The 26,068-nt window shown below is 43.3% G+C and carries 24 protein-coding genes; 12 read left to right on the top strand and 12 right to left on the bottom strand.

Translation table 11 applies throughout. The features are described 5' to 3' along the window. The first annotated feature begins 178 nt into the window (after positions 1-178). From BWI96_RS05265 to BWI96_RS05240, 6 genes are all read left to right on the top strand, one after another. On the top strand, positions 179-601 hold the full coding sequence (locus BWI96_RS05265; protein WP_106635634.1) for a SufE family protein: 423 nt from the start codon (positions 179-181) through the stop codon (positions 599-601). Positions 602-694: 93 nt separating this feature from the next. Beyond that, positions 695-1,006: an SUF system Fe-S cluster assembly protein gene (locus tag BWI96_RS05260; protein ID WP_106635633.1), complete on the top strand. Its 312-nt coding sequence runs from the start codon at positions 695-697 to the stop codon at positions 1,004-1,006. Between the two features lie 109 nt (positions 1,007-1,115). Further along, the gene (locus BWI96_RS05255) at positions 1,116-1,550 is read left to right on the top strand and encodes a BrxA/BrxB family bacilliredoxin (protein WP_106635632.1); all 435 of its coding nucleotides are present in this window, start codon (positions 1,116-1,118) and stop codon (positions 1,548-1,550) included. Positions 1,551-1,679: 129 nt separating this feature from the next. Continuing rightward, positions 1,680-4,289, top strand: a complete 2,610-nt coding sequence (locus tag BWI96_RS05250; RefSeq protein ID WP_106635631.1) for a penicillin-binding protein 1A — start codon at positions 1,680-1,682, stop codon at positions 4,287-4,289. Positions 4,290-4,303: 14 nt separating this feature from the next. Then, positions 4,304-5,206 carry an oxygen-dependent coproporphyrinogen oxidase gene (gene hemF / locus BWI96_RS05245; protein ID WP_106635630.1) on the top strand — a complete coding sequence of 301 codons (903 nt, stop codon included), beginning with the start codon at positions 4,304-4,306 and terminating at the stop codon, positions 5,204-5,206. Between the two features lie 187 nt (positions 5,207-5,393). Then, the gene (locus BWI96_RS05240) at positions 5,394-6,485 is read left to right on the top strand and encodes a DUF2891 domain-containing protein (RefSeq protein WP_106635629.1); all 1,092 of its coding nucleotides are present in this window, start codon (positions 5,394-5,396) and stop codon (positions 6,483-6,485) included. Here BWI96_RS05240 and BWI96_RS05235 read toward each other — a convergent pair. After that, positions 6,482-7,417, bottom strand: coding sequence for a polysaccharide deacetylase (locus BWI96_RS05235; protein ID WP_106635628.1), 936 nt, complete (start codon positions 7,415-7,417; stop codon positions 6,482-6,484). The genes BWI96_RS05240 and BWI96_RS05235 overlap by 4 nt on opposite strands. A gap of 349 nt (positions 7,418-7,766) precedes the next feature. Between BWI96_RS05235 and BWI96_RS05230 the strand changes: the two genes are divergently transcribed. Together BWI96_RS05230 and BWI96_RS05225 are read left to right on the top strand one after the other, a co-directional pair. Next, positions 7,767-7,985 carry a hypothetical protein gene (locus BWI96_RS05230; RefSeq protein WP_232793582.1) on the top strand — a complete coding sequence of 73 codons (219 nt, stop codon included), beginning with the start codon at positions 7,767-7,769 and terminating at the stop codon, positions 7,983-7,985. Positions 7,986-8,189: 204 nt separating this feature from the next. Beyond that, positions 8,190-8,792, top strand: coding sequence for a hypothetical protein (locus BWI96_RS05225; RefSeq protein WP_106635627.1), 603 nt, complete (start codon positions 8,190-8,192; stop codon positions 8,790-8,792). A gap of 273 nt (positions 8,793-9,065) precedes the next feature. Here BWI96_RS05225 and BWI96_RS05220 read toward each other — a convergent pair whose 3' ends face one another. After that, positions 9,066-9,737, bottom strand: a complete 672-nt coding sequence (locus tag BWI96_RS05220) for a hypothetical protein (RefSeq protein WP_106635626.1) — start codon at positions 9,735-9,737, stop codon at positions 9,066-9,068. A 131-nt stretch (positions 9,738-9,868) separates the two neighbouring features. Here BWI96_RS05220 and BWI96_RS05215 point away from each other — a divergent pair, with 131 nt between their 5' ends. Further along, the gene (locus tag BWI96_RS05215) at positions 9,869-10,828 is read left to right on the top strand and encodes a DUF1080 domain-containing protein (protein WP_106635625.1); all 960 of its coding nucleotides are present in this window, start codon (positions 9,869-9,871) and stop codon (positions 10,826-10,828) included. A 62-nt stretch (positions 10,829-10,890) separates the two neighbouring features. Here the strand turns inward: BWI96_RS05215 and BWI96_RS05210 are convergent, their stop codons facing one another. The 3 genes from BWI96_RS05210 to BWI96_RS05200 form a co-directional block, all read right to left on the bottom strand. Then, the gene (locus BWI96_RS05210) at positions 10,891-13,563 is read right to left on the bottom strand and encodes a carboxypeptidase-like regulatory domain-containing protein (protein WP_106635624.1); all 2,673 of its coding nucleotides are present in this window, start codon (positions 13,561-13,563) and stop codon (positions 10,891-10,893) included. After that, positions 13,560-14,327 carry a GLPGLI family protein gene (locus tag BWI96_RS05205; protein WP_106635623.1) on the bottom strand — a complete coding sequence of 256 codons (768 nt, stop codon included), beginning with the start codon at positions 14,325-14,327 and terminating at the stop codon, positions 13,560-13,562. Before BWI96_RS05205 ends, BWI96_RS05210 begins: the two co-directional genes overlap by 4 nt. A 385-nt stretch (positions 14,328-14,712) precedes the next feature. Continuing rightward, entirely contained in the window at positions 14,713-14,937 is a 225-nt protein-coding gene (locus tag BWI96_RS05200) for a response regulator transcription factor (protein WP_106635622.1), read from the bottom strand. 361 nt (positions 14,938-15,298) lie between these two features. On the opposite strand from BWI96_RS05200, the gene BWI96_RS05195 reads away from it, so the two are divergent. The 3 genes from BWI96_RS05195 to BWI96_RS05185 all read left to right on the top strand — a co-directional run bounded on the left by BWI96_RS05195 (position 15,299) and on the right by BWI96_RS05185 (position 18,480). Then, positions 15,299-16,147 (top strand): neutral zinc metallopeptidase, encoded by an 849-nt coding sequence (locus BWI96_RS05195; RefSeq protein ID WP_106635621.1) that lies wholly within the window; start codon positions 15,299-15,301, stop codon positions 16,145-16,147. A 125-nt stretch (positions 16,148-16,272) separates the two neighbouring features. Continuing rightward, a complete protein-coding gene (locus BWI96_RS05190) occupies positions 16,273-17,826 on the top strand; it encodes a M81 family metallopeptidase (protein WP_106635620.1) in 1,554 nt (517 codons plus the stop codon). 201 nt (positions 17,827-18,027) lie between these two features. After that, positions 18,028-18,480 carry a hypothetical protein gene (locus BWI96_RS05185; RefSeq protein ID WP_106635619.1) on the top strand — a complete coding sequence of 151 codons (453 nt, stop codon included), beginning with the start codon at positions 18,028-18,030 and terminating at the stop codon, positions 18,478-18,480. A gap of 64 nt (positions 18,481-18,544) precedes the next feature. On the opposite strand, the gene BWI96_RS05180 is transcribed toward BWI96_RS05185, so the two are convergent. The 7 genes from BWI96_RS05180 to BWI96_RS05150 all read right to left on the bottom strand — a co-directional run bounded on the left by BWI96_RS05180 (position 18,545) and on the right by BWI96_RS05150 (position 25,951). After that, complete coding sequence (locus BWI96_RS05180; RefSeq protein ID WP_106635618.1) at positions 18,545-21,541, bottom strand: DUF2723 domain-containing protein; 2,997 nt, start codon at positions 21,539-21,541, stop codon at positions 18,545-18,547. 198 nt (positions 21,542-21,739) lie between these two features. Continuing rightward, on the bottom strand, positions 21,740-22,222 hold the full coding sequence (locus BWI96_RS05175) for a hypothetical protein (protein WP_106635617.1): 483 nt from the start codon (positions 22,220-22,222) through the stop codon (positions 21,740-21,742). 327 nt (positions 22,223-22,549) lie between these two features. Next, entirely contained in the window at positions 22,550-23,533 is a 984-nt protein-coding gene (locus BWI96_RS05170) for a toll/interleukin-1 receptor domain-containing protein (RefSeq protein ID WP_106635616.1), read from the bottom strand. Between the two features lie 209 nt (positions 23,534-23,742). Then, positions 23,743-24,093: a hypothetical protein gene (locus BWI96_RS21825; protein ID WP_198555146.1), complete on the bottom strand. Its 351-nt coding sequence runs from the start codon at positions 24,091-24,093 to the stop codon at positions 23,743-23,745. Positions 24,094-24,533: 440 nt separating this feature from the next. Next, positions 24,534-24,893 (bottom strand): hypothetical protein, encoded by a 360-nt coding sequence (locus BWI96_RS05160; protein ID WP_157830218.1) that lies wholly within the window; start codon positions 24,891-24,893, stop codon positions 24,534-24,536. A 65-nt stretch (positions 24,894-24,958) separates the two neighbouring features. Continuing rightward, positions 24,959-25,471: a hypothetical protein gene (locus BWI96_RS05155; RefSeq protein WP_106635614.1), complete on the bottom strand. Its 513-nt coding sequence runs from the start codon at positions 25,469-25,471 to the stop codon at positions 24,959-24,961. A 222-nt stretch (positions 25,472-25,693) separates the two neighbouring features. Further along, positions 25,694-25,951: a hypothetical protein gene (locus BWI96_RS05150; protein ID WP_106635613.1), complete on the bottom strand. Its 258-nt coding sequence runs from the start codon at positions 25,949-25,951 to the stop codon at positions 25,694-25,696. Positions 25,952-26,068: the final 117 nt, after the last annotated feature.

The raw sequence follows: 26,068 nt of genomic DNA, 5'->3' as shown, positions 1-26,068 counted from the left end.
GTTATTGGTTGATAGTTGTTTGTTATTGGTTTTTCAAACAACTGTTAACTAACAACCAACAAATTAGTAGCGGGCTTACACCGCGTAAAGAAGCTCATGGTTTAATTCAGTTATTGGTTGATGGTTGTTTGTTACTGGATTTTACAAACAACTATTAACTAACAACCAACAACAAAATATGACTATTAACGAAACCCAGGACGAGATCATCGAAGAGTTTGAGTTATTTGATGATTGGGAAGGGAAATACGAATACATCATTGATTTAGGGAAAAAACTGGCTCCGTTTGAAGAGCAGTTCAGAACTGAAGATCACATCATTAAAGGTTGTCAGAGTCGGGTTTGGTTACACGCTGAACTTAACGGCGACAAAGTTGTTTTTACCGCAGACTCCGACGCTATTATTGTGAAAGGTCTGATTTCGATGCTGGTGAAAGTTCTTTCCAGGCATACCCCCGAAGAAATCATCAATGCTGATCTGTACTTTATGGAGCGTGTGGGTCTTCAGCAACACTTAGCCCAAACCCGTTCCAACGGTCTGGCTTCGATGCTAAAACAAATGAAAACCTACGCACTGGCTTTCAGTGCATTGAAGAACTAAATTAGTTTTCAGTTTTCGGTTTGCAGTTTTCAGTTAAAACTTACTGAAAATGAGTAACTGAAAACAGAAAACTCTAAACTGCAAACGAAAAAGATGAATGAAGAAGAATTACGGGAAAAGGTGGTTGCGGCTCTGAAGACCGTTTATGATCCCGAAATTCCGGTGGACATTTACGAACTGGGTCTGATTTACGACATCAAGATTTTTCCCGTTAATAACGTATACGTACTGATGACGCTCACCTCCCCCGCCTGCCCATCTGCGGGTGAAATTCCGGGAGAAGCCGAGCAGAAAGTTCGCGAGATTGAAGGGGTTTCGGATGTTTCCGTGGAATTAACCTTCGATCCTCCTTACTCGCAGGATATGATGTCCGACGTAGCGAAACTCGAACTAGGATTCATGTAATTTTGTTAGTTGTTCGTTGATGGGTATTCGTTGTTCGTAAAATTCCAACAACCATCAACAAACAACCAACAACTATACTATTTAAAACTAAAAAAATAAAGCAATGTCAATGTACCCTGCTGAACTCGTACTTCCCATGCGTATGGACATCACTGAAGGTGGTTTCCAGGAATTACACTCGGCTGAAGATGTAAATAAGGCCATGGCTGAAGCGGAAGAAGGAACGACGCTGGTCTTCATCAATTCTGTTTGTGGCTGTTCAGCCCGCACGGCTCGCCCCGGAGTAAAATATGCAGTGAATAACTCTCAGGCTAAACCCGACCGTCTGTATACTGTATTTGCAGGGGTGGATATGGAAGCCACAGCTAAGGTTCGTGAGTTTACGCTGCCTTATCCTCCAAGCTCACCAGCTATTGCGTTATTTAAAGACGGTGAGCTGGTGCATTTCGTAGAGCGTCACCACATCGAAGGTCGTCCTGCTGAGATTATTGCTCAACACCTGGAAATGGTTTTTGATGAATTTTGTAATTCCGCTGAAGCCTAAGAAAATCAGCAATAAAGATTGGATAAAATAAAAGAAGCCCTTTCGAGTTAATATCGGAAGGGCTTACTTTTTGACGGGAAGTGTTAACTTCGCCCTCATCCGCCCGCTAGGCAGGAATTTTACGCACACATGGAAAAAATTCGCGGCTTTTTCAGGACGCTCTGGAAGATCATTACTTTCCCCTTTGTCTGGGCTTTTTCGAAGCTCTGGAGCCTGATTCGTATGGCATTAGTACGAATTTTCGGTACCTCTTATACTCGAGTTGAGACCAATGTTTCTGACTTCTGGTTTCATCGCATTCGAGCCCCTTACCGGGCCTTTCGCCGGAAGCACCCCTGGCCCGGCCGAATTGTTGGCTTTGGCCTGAATCTATTCGTTTTATTACTAGCCTACTGGTTCGTACTGGAAACGAACTTTCTGTACCTCACCGGGGAAACGCCTAGTACAGAAGAATTGGCGAACCCAAACCTAGCTGTAGCTTCCGAGATTTATACGGCTGACGGAAAACCGCTGGGTCGTTTTTTCACTGAAAACCGGACGCCCGTCCGCAATTTTGAGGAACTTCCCAAACATACGGTTGAAGCTCTGATTGCTACCGAGGATGCCCGTTTTTACGAACACGGTGGCATTGACTGGCCTGCGATGGGTCGGGTGGCTTTTGGAGTCATTACCGGCAACCAACGCGGTGGTGGCTCAACCATTACCCAGCAGGTAGCCAAAAACTTATTCAAAATCCGCAAGAAAACGGGAATCGCCCGTAAAGGCTTACTAGGCTCTATTCCAGTAGTAGGGCTTTTTGTGATTAAATCCAAAGAGTGGCTAACGGCCCTGAAGCTGGAGCGGCAATATTCAAAAGATGAAATTTTGCTGATGTATTTCAATACCGTAGATTTTGGTTCCAACACCTACGGTATTCGGACCGCGTCACGGGTTTATTTTGGGAAACAGCCCCAGGAATTAAGCGTACAGGAAGGAGCCGTTCTGGTTGGTTTACAGAAAGCTACTACTACCTATAATCCCTACATCAATCCCGAGCGGTCCAAAGAACGCCGGAATGTGGTATTAGCCCAGATGGCTAAGTACGGTTACCTCACGGAACCCCAGGCCGACTCCATCGCCCGTCTGGATTTAGGCGTGAGAACTGATCGCGAGAAAGCTCTTCAGGAAGAAGAAGCCATTGGTTACGAAGGTTACTTCAAAAAATACATTGCCGAAGCCGTTGCCAAATGGGCGGAAAGCAATGACGAGCGTATTGATTTATACACCGATGGTTTGAAGATTTATACCACCATCGACTCCCGGATGCAGGCGGATGCCATTAAAGCTCTGGTGGGAAATATGCGGCAGACGCAACGGGAATTTAAGAATCACTTGGGCTCGCGTAATCCCTGGATTTACGAGAACGGTCAGGAGATTCCGAACTTCCTGGATTCGGCCATGAAACGTACCGAAGCCTATAAAGCTTTAGCGAAACGTTTCCCCGGACAGCCGGATTCGATCCGTTATTACCTGACCAAGGTTAAACACCCCGTTCGTGTGTTTGCCTGGAATGATAAGGCCAAAGAAGGTGACCCTCAGATTACCCGCCGTCAGGAAGAGTTTACTTCCATGGATTCGCTGGGTTATTACAAGCGGATGCTTCAGGCCGGTATGATGGCGATGGACCCTCAAACGGGTTACATCAAAGCCTGGGTTGGTGGACTGGACTATAATTATTTCAAGTACGATCACGTTCGTCAGGCCAAGCGTCAGCCGGGTTCTACGTTTAAGCCCATTATGTATTGTGCCGCTATCGATGGCCCACGTGACTTGAGCCCTTGTTATACCGTGAGGGATCAGCCCTTCACTAAAGAATACGAAGAAAACGGGGAGAAGAAACGCTGGTCTCCGCAAAATGCGGAAGGTTACTTCACTTACCGTGAGATGACCTTACGCGAAGCAATGGCTCGTTCCATCAACTCCGTAGCGGCTCAGGTAACGGATCTGGTAACCCCAGACACCGTTTCTCAATACGCTCATAAATTAGGCATCAAGAGCCGAATTCAGGCTGTTCCTTCCGTCGGACTAGGATCGGAAGACGTTTCGCTTTATGAAATGGTAGAAGCCTATTCAGCCTTTATTAACGGTGGTTATCGCATTGAACCTCAATTGATTCTTCGAATTGAAGGTCGTGATGGTGAAATCATTGCCGATTTCAAGGATATGGCTGTAAAAAACCGGACGCAGGTCATTCGTCCAGAATCAGCTTTCTTGTTGCGAAACATGCTTCAGGGTGGCGTTTCAGGTGGAGGAACCTCTTCTCGCCTCCTCTGGCAATTCAGTCCTAAAGGCGTTTCCCGCCAGACGTTATATGATTCCTTTGGTGGAAAAACCGGAACTACTTCCAATTATTCCGACGGCTGGTTCATGGGAGTAACCTCTGATCTGGTGACCGGAGTCTGGGTGGGAGGTGATGACCGAAGTATTCACTTCAAGGGTCGACGCGGCGAAGGAGCTCAAACCGCACTTCCGATTTATAAGGACTTCATGTTACGAATGCTGAACTCGGGAGCCTACACACTGAAGCCTTTCCCAACGGCGGAAGAAATGAATCTGTCGATTTCGAAAGAATACAAATCCTGTCAGTCTTATTACGCTCCGATTCAGAGTGATACTACTAATTATTTTGAAAACGATTCACTGGAAGATCTGTTCGCACCTCCCACTATCGATATACGACCCGATTCATTGAATCTTTAAAGACAAATTCCGGCATGGCCGTTATAGATAAACAGGAAATTTCCGAGTATTTTAAAGGATTACAGGACCACATTTGCCAGGAACTAGAGAAAGCCGATGGCCTCGCCAGGTTCCGGGAAGACCTCTGGGAACGCCCCGGCGGCGGCGGCGGTCGCTCCCGGGTCATTGCCGATGGTGCTGTTCTGGAAAAAGGGGGAGTCGGTTTTTCAGCCGTATCGGGAGAAATTCATCCCAAGATGCGGGCTTCGCTGGGAGTAGAGGAAGGGACCGAATTTTTTGCCACGGGCGTGTCCATCGTTCAGCACCCGGTAAATCCAAACGTACCGATTATTCACATGAATGTTCGGTATTTTGAATTGTCTACAGGCACCTGCTGGTTTGGCGGCGGTATTGATTTAACGCCTCATTACGTCGTTGAAGAAGATGCCCGCTGGTTTCATCAACAGTTAAAGTCAGCCTGCGATCGCTTTTCGCCAGACTATTACCCCAAGTTCAAAACCTGGGCGGATGATTACTTCTTCTCTCCTCACCGGGACGAAACGCGGGGCATCGGGGGTATTTTTTATGATTACCTGAAGCCCTCCGAAACGCAGTCGAAAGAGCATTTATTCGAGTTTACGAAAGCCATCGGCGAATCATTTGCTCCAATTTATACGAGCTTCATGGCAAAGCATAAAGACGAAGCCTATACCGAAGCTCAACGCGACTGGCAGTTGTTACGCCGGGGACGTTACGTTGAATTTAACCTCGTTCACGATCGGGGTACCAAGTTTGGTCTGGAAACCAACGGTCGAACGGAGTCCATATTAATGAGTTTACCGCCACTGGCTCGCTGGGAGTACGATCATCATCCTGAGCCAGGTAGTGCCGAAGAAAGAACCCTGCAATGGTTACGTAAGGGTATTGACTGGGCTTAATACTTACCAGCTCAACTCTTCCGGGTTGAGCTTTTTTCTTTTTCCGTAGAGACGCGACTAATCGCGTCTAGTTAAAGATGGCAGTAATTTAAAAGTAACAAGCACAGCCTCTTACCCAGACGCGATGAATCGCGTCTCTACGTTTGTTGTAATGGTGTCATTGATCCTTAACCGTGTATACACTCCTATGAAAAAATTTACCCTCCTTGCTTTGGGTTTGCTTAGTTACCAGCTTTCGGCCCAGACGGTTTTGTTTGATAGCACTGCCATGAAGTTAACCGAAGCCGGAGCGTCTCACCTGGCTCAGTTACCTCTGCATTGCATTACGCAGGTATTACCAAACAAACCGAACCATACCTATGAGTTTGAGGCGGACATGAGCCTGACACCTCAGCAGTTACACCCTTCGTTTTATGGCTGTCTGGATTGGCATTCGTCTGTTCACGGTCACTGGATGCTGGTGCGATTATTGAAAATGTACCCAAACCTAAACGAGCAAAAGGCCATTCGTGAGGTACTGAATACCAGCTTTCAAGCCGAAAAATTGCAGGCCGAAGCCGCTTATTTTGATAAATACAAAATTGCCAAAGGTTTTGAGCGGACGTACGGTTGGGCCTGGTTGCTGAAACTGGACGAAGAGTTACAGGCTTGGAATGATCCACAGGCAAAACAATGGCACCAAAATCTGAAGCCCTTAACGGCCAAGATTCTTACCTTATGGAAAAACTTCCTCCCCAAACAAACCTATCCCAACCGTACGGGTGTTCACCCCAACACGGCGTTTGGTTTGGTTTTTGCTCTGGATTACGCCCGTTCGGTGAAAGATACCGAGTTTGAGGCCTTAATTATTCAACGCAGTAAGGATTATTACCTCGCCAATAAAAACGCTCCGGCCATCCAGGAGCCCGACGGAACGGATTTCCTTTCGCCTTCGCTGGAAGTGTGCGACTTGATGCGTCGGGTCCTTTCACCGAAAGAATTTCTGACCTGGTTCAATCAATACATGCCCGCCGAAGGACTGGATAATGTCATGAAGTTACCTTTCGTAAGCGACCGAACAGATTATTCCATCGTCCATCTGGATGGGCTAGCGTTAAGTCGGGCCTGGTGCATGAAAGGCATTGCCTCGGCTTTACCCGAGAAAGACAAACGCCGGAAGAAGTTACTGGCGAGTGCTCAGGAACACCTCAGCAAAACCTTACCTCAGGTAGCTGGAGGTAACTATGGCGGCGAGCACTGGCTGGCCTCTTTCGCGGTGTACGCTCTGAGTGTCGATTAATTTTGGGAAAGACTGGCTGGTAAATCGTACAACAGCCAGTCTTTTTTTCTGATAGAACTGGCGTTGGTTTTGATTAACTTAATGAAATCAGCGATGCCTACGGGTTCATTTCCATTGGGGTGAATTAATACAATGCTGCCCGGTTGCACCTTCTGCCCTTTCGCCAGCCAGGCGTCACTACCCAGGGGTAATAATCCCATATTAAGGACATCATCAAAAATTGATTGATCAGAAATCAGGCCGGGAAAACGAAAAAAGATGGAAGGCAGCAATCCGTTCTGAATCATGGCCTGTTCGTTGAGTAGTACCTCACTCGCCATATTGGTACCTTTGGATAGCAGGAAATTACGAGTCAGCGGCAACTTCGGATCGTACTGGTGATGAAAGGAATGATTAACCCAGGTTATTCGTAAATCCCCACGTTTTTCCAGATTTTTCAGCCATTGCAAATCATCCGCATGGCTCTGCATCCATAAACCCGTGATGGTAATTGTGATCGGTACGGGCTTTTCTTCGGGTTCGAAAGCCGCTATCAAATCTTCAAAAACGGTTCGTGTCAGAGGTTTGTGCGAGGGGCATAAGTCCATTGTCAGGCTAAAGCCTTTCTCGTTGGGTTGCGTTCGGGTTAACCCTGCATCCTGCAAAGCTCCAGCCCTCGTTTGTTCTGTATACAAAGCCCGGCCATAAGGCGTTCGACCTACCCAGCCCCGGGCTTCGTTTTTATCCATTGGCTTGACAGTAACGTTTTCCAAAACCATCGTTTGCAAGGTTTTCGGATGCACCGCCCAGTATTTTTCCGTCGAACCTTCTTTCCATTTCCGCAGGATCAGGTATTCGTTAGACTGAGCGATAAAAGGTTGATATTCGCTGAGTTGAGCAAAACTCGGCGTAACGCTAAAAAATAGAAACAGGGCGGTAATAAGGGCCTTCATGAACTAGTTTACCGTTGTTGGTTTTACTTGGTTAATGGTGAGGTAAAGTAGTGAATTGTTGGTAATAAATGCTATCGTTTCATTTTCTAAAATAACTAATCCTTCATCAAATCTGATCATAGCTGGTGGCCAAACCTTTAGTCAGGTTATCAGCCCGCATCTCGATAAACGCAAAACCCTGGGGGATAAACCGGGGAATCATCCTGGATTTCACAGGGCACTTATCAAGGGCTATCTTCCCTGAACTTGACCATTGATTGTACGATCTTAGCTTTTTCAGAAAGAAAAATTCGCACTCCTCCCCTACTTCCCGTAAGTTTGAGTTTATCTATTCTATTGCAACGTACTCATGAGCCAATTAAGACCCATCCGCGAAAACGAACGAACCCTGATTCATTACCTGCTGGAACAATTGAATATGAAACGCGAAGATTATCCCTTCAACGAACTGGTAGATGAATACGAGGGGGGGAAAATGGGTAGCATTTCACTAGGCGGCGACCCTAATGCGTACGATGGCGATCTGATTCAGGTAGACTATACGGATCTGACGAAACGCCCGTCGTAATTACCCTTACCAAAGACACACAAGGCCGTCTGCTGGATTTAGATTTCTGGAAAGTAGACTTTTCTAAATTGCTGGAATACCCAACGCCGGAGAAGGTTAGCATTAAGTCCTAAAGGGAGGAATTGCGAGATTTCATAAGAATCCCGCAATTTTAACCATCTAGTAGATGAAAGCTTTAACTACCTTTAATCTCATTGCAGAGCCATGCCCAAACGTCTACTACTGTTTACTATTCTTTATTTTTTTATTGTCCATACTTCTTACTTCTGGTCAGGCAGATTGAACGTATTTTTTCTACCTGTATTTTTATCTTTAGTCATATCTTATGTTGTTTTAGTTGTAAACTTATTTATTCAGATTTATAAATCAATTAGCGAACGATTTCATAACAAAATCAGAATTCAAGTCATTGAAATTATGTTTCCCTTACTTTTTCTGACTTTTATTTTTCCTGAAGGAGTTATCGATTTTAGTAAATATGAAGGCGTTGATGTATTAGTCGCCACTTATGAAGGAGTTGCAAACTGTACCGACACAATTACTCTAAAGGATAGCGGTTTAACTAAGTCCAAAAGTGTCTGTTTTGGAATAACTGAAGATATTGGTGAGTATTCTTTTATTAATGACACTATCTACATATCGTATAAAAAATCCATATTTTCGAAAGAACGGACTTATAAATTTGGAATAATAAGGCGTCATCCTTTCACTAAAGAGAAAGATAATCTTATTGTTTTTAGTGATAAAAAAGATTCAGTTGTAATGACTTATTTAATACGTAAAAACCTTTTATCGACAAACCAATAACTCCCCCCGCAATCGCTCGGCTCTGCCGAGTGACGTAATAGCAATAGGCCTCTGGCCGATAGTATTGAAATACATGGGGGTAAAATCAGCATTTAATTACCTTGGCTTTTTTGAGTCAGACGGCCAGAGGCCTTCAACCAGGTGGTCACTCGGCTAGAGCCGAGCGACTGCGGTAGGATCGGCTCGTACGTTCCTTCTCTGAATTCACTCCGGGTGAAACAAAAAATATTACTTAATAATCTAACAGTCAGAATTTTAACGCAAAAAATTCCATTACTTACTCAAAGTATACGCAAGGAATATTCCCATATGAATACTGGGAGTTATGATTTTCCCGGATTCTTTTTCGAATCTGCTTGTGCTTATATTGTTATACTGGGTTATGTATAGGTATTCTTTTGATCGAAGTCCGAAACCTCCGAAAGGCGTATAGTATAATTTATGTCCATTAGGCAAGGATAGTAATGGACTATTATATCCGATCAGTAGTTTTCCTCCCCTTACGTCCATGTGCTCGCTTTTTATACTTCCATAACTATTAGTCGTTTTGTGATAATCGGATGGTACGTTATTGAACCACCAGTATCTCACAAAAAGCTCCGCTGAAATAAAAAGTGTTTTACGAGGATTTAAGTAATAACGGGGGGCAATAGACAATCTAAGTCCATGATAAGGAGGATTAACCACGTTTCGAAAACGATAATCGGCGGCCATCATACTAATTAACTCTCCAATCTCTGATGGTTGACCTCTCTTCGGAAATCGATAGCCGACTCCTAGTCCAATAGTTAATCTTTTTGTGACTGGTTGTTCATATTCCAGAGCCAATTCCCGGAGTAACACCTGCGATGGTTGAATTCTCAGGTAATTATTTTTTAATGTATCTACCTGAGCAAAACAATTACAGGAAATCAATAGAAAAAATAGGAATACTGACTTTTTCATAGCTGAAAGTGGGGTTAATACCAGACTAACGGGTGAGCAATATACCTTTTAAAGATTATTCTGCCAGGCTTTTTTGCCAGTGGTGTATTGACTAGATTTGGACGTTTATACCTCATACATTTCAGATCACTATGCTTTCCTCTACCCTACGCACATGTACCTTACTTACCGCCGCCTTCGGCCTGGTAAGTTTTATGACTTTCGCTGACGATCAAAAGCCTGCTCCTACCGCCAGCTCGCTCGAAGGCCGCTGGGACCTTTCGGTGCAGGCCGAAGGCAAAACCCTACCTTCCTGGCTGGAAGTAACGCACTCGGGTCATAGCACGCTTGTGGGCCGCTTTGTGGGGAGTAGCGGCAGTGCCCGCCCCATTTCGAAAGTCAATTTTACGGATGGCAAGATTAGTTTCTCCATTCCTCCACAGTGGGAAAGAGCCGACCAGGATTTAGTGGTGAATGGCATGCTGGAAGGCGACAAACTTACCGGAACCATGGTAAGCCCCAACGGAAAAACCTTAACCTGGACGGGCGTCCGTGCTCCTTCGCTGGCTCAAACCAAATCGGTTACCTGGGGAAAAACCACTGAGCTATTCAATGGCAAAGACCTCAAAGGATGGCACGCCATGGGCGAAACGAATCAGTGGGTCGTGGAAAATGGCGTTTTGAAAAGTCCCAAATCAGGCTCCAACATCCAGACCGATCAGGCTTTTTCTGACTTTAAACTGCACATTGAATTCAAGTATCCAAAAGGTAGCAACAGCGGCGTTTACCTGCGGGGACGGTATGAAGTACAAATTGTAGACAGTAAAGGCATGGAACCGCAAATAGATATGCTGGGTGCCGTGTACGGTTTTCTAACCCCCAACGAGCTTCCCGACAATAACGCCGACGAATGGCAGAGTTACGATATTACGTTGGTAGGACGCCGGGTAACCGTAGCTTTGAATGGCAAGACGATTATTTGCGACACCACGATTCCGGGCATTACTGGCGGTGCTATCGACAGCAAAGAAGGCGAACCCGGCCCCATTTACCTGCAAGGCGACCACGGACCGATTGAGTTTCGGAACATTCGGATTACGTTACCGAAATAAGCCATAAGGATTATTGTTCGTTTACAAACCACGGTAGCATTACCGTGGTTTTTTAGTTAGGATTAGAAATTAAATTCTACCCTTGCCAGAATATATCTTGCAACTAACTGATAGGTAGACTGGCTGATTAAAAAGTTACTTAGCTGACTATACGTAGCCGTTGGGCTGCCTAATAAATTCTTTCCGGAGAGTTCATATACGACCCGTTTTCTCAAAGGGGTAAAACGAACCAGAGCATCGAGGAAGTAAAACTGGTTTTGAGAGGTATTATTCCGCAGATCAGTCCATTCGGAAGTCGTAATGAAATACCAGCTTTTCGAAGGCGTCATTTTGATTCCCGCTATCGGTTTTCTCAAACGATTATATCCCAGTGAAATTCCTAATTCCTGAACATCCGACCAGTGGTCTTCATACCCCACTTCAAAATTAACGATACCATCAAAAGCCGTTCGCAGGGTTAGTTTTCCTCCCAGCGAACGAATTGCACCTTTGGAAATCAGGGCTGAGTTCAGAGCACTTTGGTAGGAATTCCAACCCGCATTTAGCTGAAGCGTGCTATTAATTTCCAGGGCTGACAGGTATTTGCTCAGGTCAGAAGCCAGCTCATACGATTCATTACGGGCGGGTGAAGGCACTTGCCCCATGAACGTAAACTGATCATTGACAAGAACCTGACTTATAGAAGGAGACTTTTCCGAAAGGTACGTGACACTGGTGTGCATGGAAAACTGCCGGAGCCAGTCTGAGTTGGAATAACTGAATGTAAATACATCTGACTGAGGGCGATTAAGCCCGGCATACCCCCGCTGAAAGGCCCGGTAATTGGTCAGGACATACCCATTAATCAAATCCATTGCATTCGGCTGGCTCTGGTTGCGACTGTAATAAGCCCTGAGTTTATTTTCCTGATTAATGCGGTAGGTAAATCCGATCATCGGATTCAGGAACACAAACTTCGCACGCAAACCAAGGGATTGCTCCTTTAACTGAACAAAGTTCAAAGAAATTCCTGCGTAAAAATCCAACCGTCCCAGCGGAATCGCGGTATTAGCTTCCAGCGACCCCTGCCACTTCTGGTAGTTCAGTTGATTCCTATACAATGAATCAGTCACTGAACCAGCCTCCGTATTTAATCCTGAAGTCAAACCTTCGCTCAGATAAACCCCTTTTCCTAAAAGTGCATACTTCTGTTTGCTGGGGAAAACACCCATCCACCGGGTCTGTACACCGTAGGTTTGAACCTCATTACTAATCCGTTGAGTCACGTTTCCTTCAGTAGTTGGGAAAAGTGAGCGAAACCTCCCCGATTCTACCAACAGTTGCTGGGGCCGATTTTGATGCTGGTAATAAGCATCCAGCGTTAAAGCCCGGTTCCGGGGAAAGCGATGAATATAACCCAACTCTTGCTGAATACCCTTCTGACGAGTCGACATCCATTGCTGAAGCTTCTCGGAAAAATCAGGGTTATGAGAGGCAATTTGATAGGAAGATCCATCCCGCTGGCCCTGCCAGTTCCCCCGCCATTTGAGTAAGGTTGTTTGGTTGGGAGTATACTCCAAGGCAACCTGACTTACCCGCAGGGAGGGTCGAATTTCGAGTCGTTGGGTATCACTAACCACCAATGACTTTCCTTCCAGTAAATATTCGTAACGGTTACTGATTTGCTGCGTATTTCGATCGCTTAACTGATAAGTAAAGGCCTTTACCTTCAGCTTTGAGGTAATGTTAAGATTTAGATTAACCGCTCCCAGCCAAACCCGATTCTGGTTAAACCGCTCTGCAGAAATGCCCGGAACGGCAATGGGCTGGGCCTGTAAAAAAGGTCTACTCGGATGCTGATTCTGCCCATCGGAAGCGTTCGGGTTTTCATTACCCAAGTCATAGTTTAGCTCCGGCACCGGGTTTTTCCCCGTATTGTTAGCCGACCCAATAACACCCAGTTTCAGCCGATCTACCAGCGAAAAAAGAGTGGTCCGACCTTCATACCGACGGGTAAGCCCAGCGGCCAGATCAGCCGTTCCAAAAGCGGTTTTACGACGATCTTCCTTCAACTTTAAATTCAGAACCGTTTTATCCGACCGTTCAATTCCTTTCAGTAAAGGCGTGTTGGAAGCATTTTCAATCGCCTCGACTTTATCCAGTAAATCAGCAGATAGGTTTTTAGAAAGGATCCGATAATTTTTCGCAAAAAATTCGTCTCCTTCCAGCAAAATTTTGTCGATGGGCTTTCCCTTAAACGAGATTCCGCCCTTATCGTCCACCCGTACACCGGGCAGTTTTTTAAGAATATCTTCTACCACCCGCTCGGTTCCATCGGCAAATTTCTGAACAGAAAATGATGTAGTATCTTCATTCACCCGAATGGGCAAAAGATCCCCTTTCACCGTAACCTGACGGAGCTGTGTAGGCTCTTGCTCCAATTGAAAATGCTGCGTTTGACTTCGGGCCATAATCCATCTACTCTGGCTGATATAACCCAGGTTATTCACCGTTAATAGGTAATGAGAAGTATCGGCCTCTAATTCAAGAGTATACTCCCCTTTCTCATCCGTAGTGGCATAACTTACAATGCTTGAGTCTGCCTTGGAAATAATAAGTATCCCTCCAGCCAAAGGTTGGCTGGAGGAATTTGTCACTTTTCCCTGAATACTAAAAGTAAGTTCTTTATGTTGACCGAAAGTTTCCTGTAAAAAAGCCATCAAACACAAGCCCAAAATCAGGAATCGTAGCGTCATTGGCTAAGAAAGTTTTCTTTAGAAAATGTATTTACATTGAATTCATACCCGCCACCAAACTGAGTCATCTTACTTTCAAATGATTTTTTTGTATCTCGAAGTACTTTTTTTCTAATTTCTACGAAATCAGCCAGCGTCATTGGTTTCCCATAAGTTTTGAGGATGGCAATCTTTTCGTTTTTAGGATTGAATATCAAAGATTCGAAAAGGAATTTCACTTCTCCATCTTCTGATTCAGCTTCGAGTATCAAACCGGGTAATCCCTGCAGTTTCCAGGGGCCAGCCAGACTCGGAATTTCAGTAGTAAACCAGGCCATATAATTTCTGTTTCGGTAAAAAGCCTTAGCTTTCTGGCACTTGAAAGACCCTATTTTTTTATACTCTTTCGTAATTACCCATTTAGGAACTACTATTTTTTCTTGTACAAAGTATTTCCTTGAAAAAATAGCTTCATTAGATGACAACTTTTTTGATTGATAATCTTGATAATTAAAAAATACTAAACCATCATTTCCAGAATCAAACTCAACATTCTCGACATTATCATTTGCACCTGATTTTAGATTAGGAACTCTATTTTTAGAGGCCTCGTAGTATAAGCTCTGGGAAGAATTAAATAAGAGGATACAATCCACATCCCTTTTAGCCGCTGCATTTTGCTTGGGAATTTCCTGTTGTCTATACAAAACTTTCGCAACGACATTCTGACCATTACTTTTGCTAAATACAAGCAAATAAATAATTATAATTAAGATCTTTTTCATAGAATAAATAATAAATCTCCTCCTTTCAGAGGAGATTTAAATACATTAACAAGGAGCTTGGCTTACTCCTATTTTAGCTAATTCACGTGCACGTGCACAAGTCTCTGCAATGGCTGTAGATCCACCTATGTACTCACTACCACAATACACATGGTAAGTAAATCTACAGGCTAATCGGCCAGAATTAACACTGGTATGTCCTGAAGAAATAGTAGTAATCATTCCACATAGGAATAATGAAGTTAAAATCTTTTTCATTTTTAAAAGCTTAAAGTGAGTGTTTTAGTAATATCACTCCGTCGGCCGATAGATTGATAAGGCAAAGATTCATGTGTCATTCATAAATAACAATACCCGCCAACAAGTATTTTAGCCCATAATTAGGTTACTTATTCTCTATATTGCTGTGCCTTATTGCATACAACGCCAAAGCATTTTTCTTACCCGTAAGTCCCAGCTTTGCTTTGATATTCCTTCGATGCGTATCGACTGTGTTTTTACTAATAAAGAGCCGGTCAGCAATAGCCTGGCTGTCTAATCCAAGTGAAAGCAGAGAAATGATATCTTTTTCACGATCTGATAAGGTTGGGAAGGAAGTTGAGGTTGTCATAGATTGATACGGGTTAGGTTGACGTATGAATTATTCTATCAATCAATTAAGAAAGGGTTATGTAACCATACAACTACGAAGAATTATATAAACATGCGTATAATTAAGCAACTTTATTTGATTATTTATACTTAAATACGACAGTATTATGTACTTAATTCCCCTGAAATTTAAGTTTCTATTCAATCGAGCAAAGTCTGAACTAGCAGTTAGGCCATGCTTCCAACCTTTCTCCTAGGTTTAGTAGAATTATCCCTACCGCCCTCTTGCCTGTGTTTATTACAAATGTTTCGGGAGGAAATTCCTGTTTCTGGCATCAAAATTTATATTTTCACAGCGTTCAACTTTAAAACTTCAATCTATGCGTTGGTTAGGTGGTCGCGAAAGCGATAACGTCGATGATCGTCGGGGCAGTGGCCGGGGCGGTCTGATTGTCGGTGGCGGTATCGGCACCATTGTTATTGCCCTGATTGTTACTCTATTAGGTGGAGATCCTTCGAGTATTTTAACGACTCAAAACGCCACGGAGCAAGCTCCTGTAAACCAGCAGGCCGACGATGCCGCAGCTCAGTTTACACGAAAGGTATTAGCCAGTACTGAGGATGCCTGGACCCAGATTTTCGCTGAACAAAATTCTCAGTATCAAAAACCGGTATTGGTCATGTATCGCGGGGTTACTTCCTCGGGTTGCGGAACGGCTCAAAATGCCATGGGCCCGTTTTACTGTCCGGCTGATGAGAAGGTATACATCGACCTTTCCTTTTATGACGAACTCGCTCAGCAATTCAAGGCTCCCGGTGAATTTGCCATGGCTTATGTCATTGCCCATGAGATTGGTCACCACGTGCAGCATCAGATGGGCATCACTGACAAGGTAGATGCCATGCGGCAACGCCTCAGTGAAAAGGAATACAATAAACTTTCGGTTAGGCTTGAATTGCAGGCGGATTTCTTCGCAGGGGTTTGGGCCAATCGGGCTCAGGGGCAAAGCGTGGCTTTGGATGAGAAAGATATTGAATCGGCCATTCGGGCGGCAAATGCCATTGGTGACGATAAAATTCAACAGGAAACCCAAGGGCAAGTCGTTCCCGACGCTTTCACACACGGCACTTCCGCCCAGCGGGTGTACTGGTTCAAGAAAGGCTTAAAAACGGGCGACATTAACCAGGGAGATACGTTTACTAGTAAAGAAGACGCCAATCTTCAGTAAGTATAAAGTTTAATTAGTCAGGCTGATATGGATTTTTTGAAGAATCTGTATCAGCCTTTTTTTATGTCGGCGAGCCCCTCGGTTTTGCATGACTGAAAAACGCCTGTTTTTTCTATCTTGTAGCTATGAAAAAACACTTCCTCTTAAGCCTTACCTGCTGGTTCGCAGCTTTGCACTTCGGTTCCGCTCAAAACAATCTCCCTCGCGTCGCTATTGCGGGCCTCGGCATTGAGTCCAGCACTTTTTCTCCCGCCGTTACCCATGAAGAGGCCTTCCATGCCAAAACCGGCGATCAGGTGTTTACCTCCTACCCTTTCATGAAGGATGAGTCCCCTTTGAGAAAACAGGCTCAGTGGTTTCCTTCGCTGGTTGGGAAATCCATTCCCGGTGGTGCCGCTACGAGGGAAGCCTACGAGTCTTTGGTCACGAAAATGCTGGATTTATTGAAGAAAAATGCTCCTTACGACGGTCTTTACCTGGACATTCACGGAGCCATGAGCGTACAGGGCCTCAACGATCCCGAGGGCGATCTCATTACCCGAATCCGGCAGGTGGTCGGTTACAAAACCCTAGTATCCACTTCGATGGACTTGCACGGTTGCGTAACCAAACGGCTGGCTCAAAATACGGATTTAATGACCTGTTACCGTATGGCTCCGCACGAAGATGCCATGCAAACCAAGGAACGGGCCGTGCAGCATTTACTGGATCGCCTGAAAAGTGGGAAAGGCAAACCGGCTTACAAAGCCTGGATTCCGGTTCCGATTCTGTTGCCCGGCGAGCAAACCAGCACGCGTATTGAACCGGGCAAAAGCCTGTATGCCGAAGTAACGCCCATTGCCGATAACAACGCAGGCATTGTGGACGCAGGCATCTGGATTAGTTATGCCTGGGCCGATGCTCCGCGAAATCACGGGGTGGTGATGGTAGTCGGCGACGACAAAGAAAAAGTGGCTACATCGGCTGAAAAGCTGGCTAAACACTTTTGGGATGTTCGCTCAAAATTTGATTTCGTTGCTCCCGTGGGTAAGCTGGACGAAGTCCTGAACAAAGCCATTGTGAGTAAGAAGAAACCCTTTTTTATCAGCGACACAGGCGATAACCCCACGGCAGGAGCCGCGGGTGATGTAACCTGGACGATTACCGAAATTCTCAAACGTCCTGAGTTTCAGAAAGCCGATGGGCCCGCATTAATCTATGCTTCGATTCCTGATCCAGAATTTGTGAAAAAGGCTCAGGCGATTGGTGTGGGTGGAACCATTGAAAGCACCGCCGGAGCCATTGTGGATCATCGTTTTGCTAAACCCGTTCCTTTGAAAGGAACGATTGAATCCATCGTAGAAGGCGACCGGGATGGCGTGGTGGAAGTGGTAGTCAAGGTGGGCAGCGTTCATGTGATTGTCACCCAGAAACGGAAACCTTACCACAAGGAAAAGGACTTCGAACGCCTCGGACTCAAGCCCCGCGAAGCAGACATAGTGGTGGTGAAAATCGGTTACCTGGAGCCAGAGTTATATAACATGCAAAAAGACTGGATCATGGCCTTAACACCCGGGGGCGTCGATCAGGATTTGTATCGCCTCCCCTATAAACACATTCAACGCCCCATGTATCCGCTTGACAAAGACATGAAAACGCCGAATTTATCGGCTCAGTGGATTCCAGTTTCGGGGAAATAATCCTATTGATCTCGTCTTGTTTCTCAGTCAAACTGTTTCTGTCTCGCCCATTAATTTGTTTGTCAAGGCCGAGCCATTTTAGCCGCAGAGAGGATGAGACGCGATCGACGCCCGTGCTGGTGAGGACACCAGCCACAGAAACGGAGATATCGATACCTTTTCACTAAATAGTTACTTAGCAAAAGTATTCGTAATAAAAAAATGATGAGAGTGGAAAAATTATTTGAAAAATATGAGAATTACATATTAACAAATCACATCAGTGATGACTGCGGTATTGCATTAGAAAAAATAGGTCTTAAACTGTATTCGAAGAAAATAAAGACTGATCTATCTGATATAGAAAACTTAAGAAATAGCCTATCTAATTGTTTTATGTTTATAACTAATAAAGTTATTATTAAAAAACCGATTTGGTTTAAAATCAATGTAATAGATCAGGCTGTAAATGAATATGCTGGTATTGGTTTACTAAATTTAGAAAGTGACTGGTTTAAATTTATTATCAATTATTTCGAATACGATAAAGCTTCGCAATCAGGAGATACTATAATAGTCATTTTTGACCATGACTTTAAATGGATTATTTGTTTCACTTACTCTCAAGATGAAACATCGTTAACTACAGAAATTTACTCTTCTAATAGCTGTTAACAACAAAAGTGGCTGGTGTCTTCACCAGCCACGAAAACGAGGAAATCGACGTCTCTACAGGGTATTATTCTGATTCCACAAAGCGATTTTCAAATCGCTGATATTGTTTTTCAAACTGACTTTCGTAGGTTTTCGCCAGCTTTTCCTGTTTGGCTTCCTGCAATTGCTGTACGACCCGATTCATTTGAAAAAGATTCATCCGTATGTCTTCCCGGTCGCCGCGAGTGGCGTAGTAATAATTTAGGTTTTCGTCGCAACGCCGCATAATCGTCTGAGCCATTTGCAGGGCTTTAGATTGCTCTCCCACCGCCATCAGCGGCCCAATGAAGCTCACGGAAACCTGATCGTAGGGAAGCGAACGATCAGGCATTACTTCCAGACAACGATTAAGGGCCGCTTTGGCCGTGTCCAGCTTGCCTTCCTGAATGAGTTGGGTTGACAGGCGGTAAAAAGCGAGTCGGGCCGAAACCACCGGAGCCCCGCGAATGGTATCATCGTAATAAACGTCAGGGTTATTCATTTCCCGCCACGACATTTTATTCATCATCTTATCGTACATGAGGTCCGTATTCACAAAGCCGTCGGTAGCACCCGACACTTTAAACGGCATCAGCCGGTATGCGTATCCTTCAATCTGCATGTATTCTTTCAGGCCCAGGTAATTAGCCGAAGCCAGCGTTGAGGCAAAGTAAACGGGCCGTTTAAACTGATTTTGAGCGATAATATCAAGCTGGATGAGTCGATCTTTGATAAGGTCGCTCGTGCCGAAATCCCAGGTCATGCGATCTTCGGTGAAGAAAGGTTCCATGCCCTTGGCAATCACGCCTGACTTTTGAATGGTATCCCGATCCAGCTTCAATGAAAAAATTCGCGAGGGTAACACATTCAGCGAGCCGATACTCGTCTCTACCTGAATAGCTGGATTATTTTCTTTGACCAGCTTCAGGTATTCCACCAGATCAATACCCGCTTTTACGTTCGGATTTTCCGCAAACATAATCTGGTCGTTAATGCCTTTGCGGTAGTTATCCATTTCCAGTGAAATGGGCAAAGGCTCCGAACCATCGGCTTTTTCCTTCATTTGCTGAATGTACCATTCCGTACCTAACAGCGACAGACAACACACCCGAACATCCTTCCGAAAACCTTCGACTTCCTGCACGTACCAAAGGGGAAAAGTATCGGTATCTCCCCCCGTAAATAAAATGGCATTGGGAGCACAGGAGTTCAGCAAATTACGAGCAAAATCAGCCGCCGCATAACGATGGGAACGGTCGTGATTGTCCCAGCTTTTCGCCCCCATTAACATAGGCACAGTTAACGCTAAACCTCCCGCCAGCGAAGCGGCCAGCATTGGTTTTCGGGCTATTTTCTGTAACAGATTTTGCAGAGCCAATACGCCCAATCCCGCCCACAGAGCAAAAAAGTAAAACGAACCCGCGTAGATGTAATCCCGTTCACGTGGTTCAATGGGTGGAGCGTTCAGAAAAAAGACCAGGGCCAGACCCGTCATCAGGAAGGCCACGGCAAGAACTAACCCGTCTTTTTCCCGTTTCATAAACTGGATACCAAAACCCAGTATACCCAAAATCAGCGGCAGGTAATAAAAGTTATCATGCCCTTTATTGGTTCGGATGCTTTCGGGTAAGTCTGCGATTTTTCCCAGTCGCGGATACCAGTCAGCCCAGATGACATCACTTTCACGGCCCACGAAATTCCATAGAAAATATCGCATGTACATAAAGCCCATCTGGTGACTGAACATGTACTGAAGGTTTTGAGCGAAGGTGGGTTTGACGTAACGAGACGGGTCAGTCGGGTCTTTGGGTAAGCCCAGCGAAGCCGCGTAGGCATCATCATGGCCGGGTTGGTTTGAACCTAAGCGAGGCAGAAACGTCAGTTGATCTTTTTCCCAAACGTAAGCGGGTTCGTAATCGTAGATTTTATAGCGATTCCCGTCCTGTTTGTACTGCGGCGTTCCGCGTTTAAAATCCGTTACCCGAGCCGTAAACTGTGGCCCGTACAACAATGAGCGACTTCCGTACTGATCCCGATTGAGGTAATGTAGGTAGTTAATGAGATTTGAAGGATCGTTTTCGTTGATCGGTGGGTGGTAATTGGAGCGAATCACAATCGACGTGTACGAACCATAGCCAATCATAATAAAAAGTACGGATAACAGGGCCGTACTGAGCAGGGATTTCTGTCGCTTTTGCGTGAAGTAAATGCCATAGCCCAAGATTCCCAAAAACAGGATGACCATTAACCAAACGCCGGAATTAAAAGGCAGTCCCACGGAGTTCACCAGGAAGCGATCCATCGCAAACATCACCGCACTGAGGCCGGATAATAAGCCTCCATTAATCAGTCCCAGCACGAGTACTCCGGCAATCATCGCCAAAATGCTTTGAAAAAAGGATTGATTGGGCTTTTTGCGGTAATAATACATCAGAGCTAAAGCCGGGATAATGACCAGATTAACCAAGTGAATGCCAATGGAGATACCGGTAAGGTAAGCCACCAGAATGAGCCAGCGGTTGGCGGTGGCTTCGTCCTGAATTAACTCCCAGCGAAGCATGGCCCAAAAGACCAGAGCGGTCAGGAAAGAGGATAAGGCATACACTTCCGTTTCAACAGCGGAGAACCAGAAGGTATCACTGAAGGTATACACTAATGCTCCTACCACGCCTGCTCCAAAAATACCCAAGGCTTCGCTGGTAGTCAGATTTTCAGCCGTTTTTCCAACGATCTTCCGTCCCAGCAGCGTAATCGTCCAGAACATGAAGAGAATGGTAAAGGCACTGGCTACTACCGAAACCATATTAATCCAGTAGGCTACCTGCGTGACGTCATTCCCCGCCAGTAAGGAAAATAATCGTCCAAGCATCAGGAAAATGGGGGCTCCGGGCGGGTGCGGCACCTGTAGCCGAAAGGCACAGGAAATGAATTCGCCGCAATCCCAGAAACTGGCCGTAGGTTCTACGGTAAGGGCATACGTAAGAAGGGCAACGCTAAATACCAGCCACCCAAGCAGGGTGTTTGTTCGTAAAAAGTTTTTCATAAAGAGGAGTTAATCTGATCGGTTTTAGAAAGGCTTCCTAAAAGCACCGAAAGTATAACTCTACTTTAAGCCATTAAAAATCAGAATGTTAATAGTTGTTAAGGAGAGTGTTAAAAGTTGTTAGAAGTGGCGGATTACAAATCCTTAACAGATGGCTTTCGGATTTCAAATTCGAAAGAGCAGAGTAGCCAAAGTTTGTCAAGCGGAAGTGTAATATGTTTTAATGATAATTGCAACCGAAATTGCAATTTGTAAAATCCAAAACACCCACGACCAGTTTACAAAATAACTCTTTCTGTTTTTGTCATTAAAATAGTTTTCCCAACCGAATACTTTATCCTTCTTATATTCCAAACCGTCGATAAATTTCTTTTCTATTTCAAAAAGATATTCGCCAATCCATTTAATGTTTTTGTAAATAAGGAGAACACTAATACCGTATAAAAATGTAATTACAACAGGTATCCAACTCAATATCTTTAAAAGAGGAATTAAATTATTTCTTGAAATATTAACGTCCTTTGGGAATTTTATAATTTCTGTGAAAATCCACGCAGCAATCACTGCAATAACTGTTAGGGAATATTTTTCCCTTGTCCGTGTCTCTTCTAAAAGTTTGGAAACCTCGTTATTAAGTTTGTCATACTCCTTTAATAAAAACTCTTTTTGATTGTCTTCCATATTGCGAATAAGATTTTATGAGGTTATTTGTAATATTCTTCTGTCGATCAGCAAAAAATGTCCAACAATTATAGGCCACTAATTTTGTCTGCCATGAATTGAAAACCGATTTTGTTATTGGTTGCCTGCAACGTTCGAGGCTTTGTGCAGTTGGGGAATTTACTTACTGTCTGCCCGGAACTGAAGCTAAATTTATAACTATTAGCCGAATTTTAGAACTGGTATCCAACAGACTTACGTCCGCCGAAACCAAAGCTTGGATATGCACTGCTGATGATTGCTTCAACGTCATGCCCCAATTGGACAAAACCTTTTGTTATGTGCTGTTTAGTCTGAACTTTTTACTTTGCTACTTAAAGTCTTAATTATTTCAACTAAGTTATCTGAAAATTTTGGGTCATACGAGCTTGTGTCAATATTAGAAAATGCAGATGGTTTGTCTATATTCCATTCCTGAAATATCTCTTTAATCTCAGTATGTGTCCCAACCTTGTCACCATAAGCCTTTAAATAGAACTCACCAAAAGAAATTGCATGAATACGGTCCGCATTTCTAAGTGACTCGTGCATAAATGATTTTCCAAGAGTAAATACATATTTTGAAGCAGCTATAAGTAACCCAATTACAATTATGCTTTTTAGAACCACTAATATGTAAATTCCCCATACTTGATTAGGGTGCTTGTCTAGTAGGGCTTGGATCTCAGGGAAATTTTTAAATCCAGTAATTCCAATATTGATACCGTAAATCAGAGTCCCAATTCCAATTATGTAACAGATATAAGCGACGATTTTGTTATTCCACTCTCGTTTTATTAAAGCAGAAGTTGAGTCTTTTATGAAGTCAGATGCTTTAGTTTCAACATCTTTCTTTTCTATGATTTTGTTTTCTTTTTCGGCTTCTTTTCGTCCTAAGAAGCCAGATATTGAAGCATCAATTTTATCAATCGTTTCTAGAAAGCTATTGTCCGATAATCTTATGCAGTATAAATCGTCAATGAAATTTGGAATTGGTATTTCGCCATATATTATTGGTATAATGAATTTTTTATTTGCACTTTCAGCCACATATGCCCTTGCAGTTCCTACTTCACTAACTACATAATTAGATTTTAAACTTTGTTCAGTTATAAGAACTAAAACACCGTCGGCATTTTTCAATGAATCTAACAGTACTTTTCGCCAGTCTTGCCCAACTTTTAAAACACTATCATCAAGCAATATCTTGTGACCTCTATTGATAAGTTCTTCTGAAATTCTTTTTACAATTTCAGCGTTAGTGTGTTGATAAGAGATGTAAATGTTAGCCATTGTCTATGTTAATTGGTTGTCCTTTTGAATAGCACACGACGGTTTACTTATTGGCGATGGTGGGGCATTTGAAAAACGTCAGCCGAATATTTGCACAAATGACCATAGAATTACAAATGTTGAGTTTAAAACTGTCAGCCCCACTAATGACAATACGATGTTAGCGGTTCGGCTTTTTGTCAGTATGTCTTTATTTTTTTCCAAGAAACTTAAATATGTTGTTTATGTTTACTCCGAGTTCCCGCAATGTTCGGTTCAAGAATTATTGTGTCGTTCAATATTTTTCCGATACTACCTTTCAACTCCTTTTTCACCTTAAAGTCTTTTATTTCTTTTTTGTCTTTAATGTCTTTAAACACCTTTTCAATCAGTTTGATTACGTCTTGAGGTGTCTTACAAACCTTGGCAATTTCAATAAATACTAATTTGTCCTCTGGAATTTTCCCTCCGATTGATTGATTGTCTTTTTCCTCTAAAAAGTATTTCGGGTGAATTGTTGTAATCATCAAAGCAGGAAGAAGTTCTTTCGGATCAATTCCGTTCACAGATTCCCAAGACATAAGTTCGGAATAGAAATGACTTTCAGGAATTCCTTGTATAGCTACAGACTCATTTTCTGCAGCGAATTTTGCAATCTTGTCAAAACTAAACTGTCACGCAATGCCTTACTAATCGGTTCATCCCAATTGTAATAGTCAAGAATATAGAGATAGTAATTTCTTTCTACATTCTCTGGAATCGCTGCAATTGTGCTAATTTTTAGTCCCATTTCTTTTTGTATTGTCTGTTCCTAAGCTGACCGCTAACGAGCAGGGCTTTATGCAGGTTGGGAATTAGCAATCTGTCAGCCGACAACCGCTGCCGATTGAAAATATAAAGTTGAATTTAAGAACTAAAGTTGAGATTTATTCGTCCAGCCCGAACCACAGCCTGGATTTGCAATTCGTTGATGTTTGCTAGTCATGCCCAACTTGCATAAAACCCAATGTTGCCTGCAGGTTTAGTCCACAAGGCTAAACCTTTTTGTCCTAAAGTCAATTATTACTATGTGGTCAAGGAAAAGTTTATTCCCAATAGCACCTGCTACTTTTGCCTCTTCAAATATGTCTGATTCTCCTTTCTCCAAATAAACAGTCATGTTCTTATATGTGTTCCCTAAAATTTTTACTTGCTTGTCTGTCTTGCCACCTACTGCGTTATAAACCGTGCCAGATTCTCCGTTGTTGATATTATAGAGTGTATCTGTCAGTTGCTTGGGTGCAAACGACTTTGAATATTTAGGAGTTGCGTTCAGAGTAAACATACTTGCACCGCAGTCATACATGAAATTTATTTTTTCATTTCCGATTTGCACTGGCAAAATAATTCTGTTTTTATAAAATTGAAATGGGGAAGAGCTTATTTTTTGTTTGTAAAATCCCTTTGTTAAATTATCGCAGTAACCAATTTTTTATTTTTAAAGTCAAGAATTAACACTTTGTCTTTAAAAATGTCAACACCAATTGTCCCAATACTAAACCCTTTGTATTTATCAAGTAAGTCTTGTGAAAAACCTCCACCAATTTTATCATTTTTTAAAATTATAGATGGCAAAATTTGTTTTTCAAATTTGAAAGGTGGTGTAAATATCTTATACCAGTTACCATTGCAAACTGTGTCCACGCGTTTTATTTTGTCAGCTAAATATGGAAACTTATTAGTGATTTTTTTAAAAGTTCCACCTTCAAGATAAGTGTAAGGACTGCCCGTGTCAAGTTGCCAACGAAAAAAATAGTCGAGTGTGTCGAGCCTTGAGGTAATGAGCATTACATCTTTGTAATCAGGGTCAGCCCAGTCAAAAGCTACCCAAATAACTTTCTCCTTTTTAAACTTAGATTGTCCAAATGAAATTCGTCCGAGAAAAAGTAGTAATGTTATTACAGTAAAAATTTGTTTCATTTTGATGGTCGTTAAAACTTGCAGACAACGGTTCGGGGCTTGCCGAAGGCGGGGATTTTTAGCACAAAAGTTCAATAGAATTACTAATGTTGAACCTTGCACAAATACTCAGTCGAAGAACTTCAGCCCCGCTATTGGCAAACCCTTGTTAGTGGCTGATGATTTTCCTTGCATCGAGATTCGTTTTTTATCCCGCCTTTACTCCTGGCATTGAAACCTCTTTTATTCTAGTGTTATATAATTCCGTGTAGATTTCCATATAATGAGCTTTTTTTCTTCTTTATTAAAATTTTCTGGCATATTTCCATAGAAGGAAATTTCCGCTAGAATAATTAGGTATTCGTGTCGCATTTGTCTGTGATAAATCCACCGTGCTCCCCAATTTAATGCTCGGTCAATTGCAACTAACATTGCTGCAATGCCTGATATTATTTTTAGGTAGAATATGTCTATTGGCAGCAATGCTGCTAAAGATGTCATAACTATAGCTAAAATAGTTGTACTGTTATAGATAAACCCTCCCAAACACCATATTTATTATACTCTACAATACTGTCATTAATTTCTTTTCTTAGGTCTGTAAAGTCGTAAGTTATT

This window comes from Siphonobacter sp. SORGH_AS_0500 (assembly GCF_002838835.1).
Taxonomy (GTDB): Bacteria; Bacteroidota; Bacteroidia; order Cytophagales; family Spirosomataceae; genus Siphonobacter.
Note: the sequence above shows the minus strand (reverse complement) of the source record. Positions and strands in the feature narration are given on the sequence as shown.

Excerpts from the sequence above, each read along its gene's own strand:
- BWI96_RS05265 (WP_106635634.1), top strand. The coding sequence starts at position 179 with ATGACTATTAACGAAACCCAGGACGAGATCATCGAAGAGTTTGAGTTA.
- BWI96_RS05260 (WP_106635633.1), top strand. The coding sequence starts at position 695 with ATGAATGAAGAAGAATTACGGGAAAAGGTGGTTGCGGCTCTGAAGACC.
- BWI96_RS05255 (WP_106635632.1), top strand. The coding sequence starts at position 1,116 with ATGTACCCTGCTGAACTCGTACTTCCCATGCGTATGGACATCACTGAA.
- BWI96_RS05250 (WP_106635631.1), top strand. The coding sequence starts at position 1,680 with ATGGAAAAAATTCGCGGCTTTTTCAGGACGCTCTGGAAGATCATTACT.
- hemF (WP_106635630.1), top strand. The coding sequence starts at position 4,304 with ATGGCCGTTATAGATAAACAGGAAATTTCCGAGTATTTTAAAGGATTA.
- BWI96_RS05240 (WP_106635629.1), top strand. The coding sequence starts at position 5,394 with ATGAAAAAATTTACCCTCCTTGCTTTGGGTTTGCTTAGTTACCAGCTT.
- BWI96_RS05235 (WP_106635628.1), bottom strand. The coding sequence starts at position 7,417 with ATGAAGGCCCTTATTACCGCCCTGTTTCTATTTTTTAGCGTTACGCCG.
- BWI96_RS05230 (WP_232793582.1), top strand. The coding sequence starts at position 7,767 with ATGAGCCAATTAAGACCCATCCGCGAAAACGAACGAACCCTGATTCAT.
- BWI96_RS05225 (WP_106635627.1), top strand. The coding sequence starts at position 8,190 with ATGCCCAAACGTCTACTACTGTTTACTATTCTTTATTTTTTTATTGTC.
- BWI96_RS05220 (WP_106635626.1), bottom strand. The coding sequence starts at position 9,737 with ATGAAAAAGTCAGTATTCCTATTTTTTCTATTGATTTCCTGTAATTGT.
- BWI96_RS05215 (WP_106635625.1), top strand. The coding sequence starts at position 9,869 with ATGCTTTCCTCTACCCTACGCACATGTACCTTACTTACCGCCGCCTTC.
- BWI96_RS05210 (WP_106635624.1), bottom strand. The coding sequence starts at position 13,563 with ATGACGCTACGATTCCTGATTTTGGGCTTGTGTTTGATGGCTTTTTTA.
- BWI96_RS05205 (WP_106635623.1), bottom strand. The coding sequence starts at position 14,327 with ATGAAAAAGATCTTAATTATAATTATTTATTTGCTTGTATTTAGCAAA.
- BWI96_RS05200 (WP_106635622.1), bottom strand. The coding sequence starts at position 14,937 with ATGACAACCTCAACTTCCTTCCCAACCTTATCAGATCGTGAAAAAGAT.
- BWI96_RS05195 (WP_106635621.1), top strand. The coding sequence starts at position 15,299 with ATGCGTTGGTTAGGTGGTCGCGAAAGCGATAACGTCGATGATCGTCGG.
- BWI96_RS05190 (WP_106635620.1), top strand. The coding sequence starts at position 16,273 with ATGAAAAAACACTTCCTCTTAAGCCTTACCTGCTGGTTCGCAGCTTTG.
- BWI96_RS05185 (WP_106635619.1), top strand. The coding sequence starts at position 18,028 with ATGATGAGAGTGGAAAAATTATTTGAAAAATATGAGAATTACATATTA.
- BWI96_RS05180 (WP_106635618.1), bottom strand. The coding sequence starts at position 21,541 with ATGAAAAACTTTTTACGAACAAACACCCTGCTTGGGTGGCTGGTATTT.
- BWI96_RS05175 (WP_106635617.1), bottom strand. The coding sequence starts at position 22,222 with ATGGAAGACAATCAAAAAGAGTTTTTATTAAAGGAGTATGACAAACTT.
- BWI96_RS05170 (WP_106635616.1), bottom strand. The coding sequence starts at position 23,533 with ATGGCTAACATTTACATCTCTTATCAACACACTAACGCTGAAATTGTA.
- BWI96_RS21825 (WP_198555146.1), bottom strand. The coding sequence starts at position 24,093 with ATGTCTTGGGAATCTGTGAACGGAATTGATCCGAAAGAACTTCTTCCT.
- BWI96_RS05155 (WP_106635614.1), bottom strand. The coding sequence starts at position 25,471 with ATGAAACAAATTTTTACTGTAATAACATTACTACTTTTTCTCGGACGA.
- BWI96_RS05150 (WP_106635613.1), bottom strand. The coding sequence starts at position 25,951 with ATGACATCTTTAGCAGCATTGCTGCCAATAGACATATTCTACCTAAAA.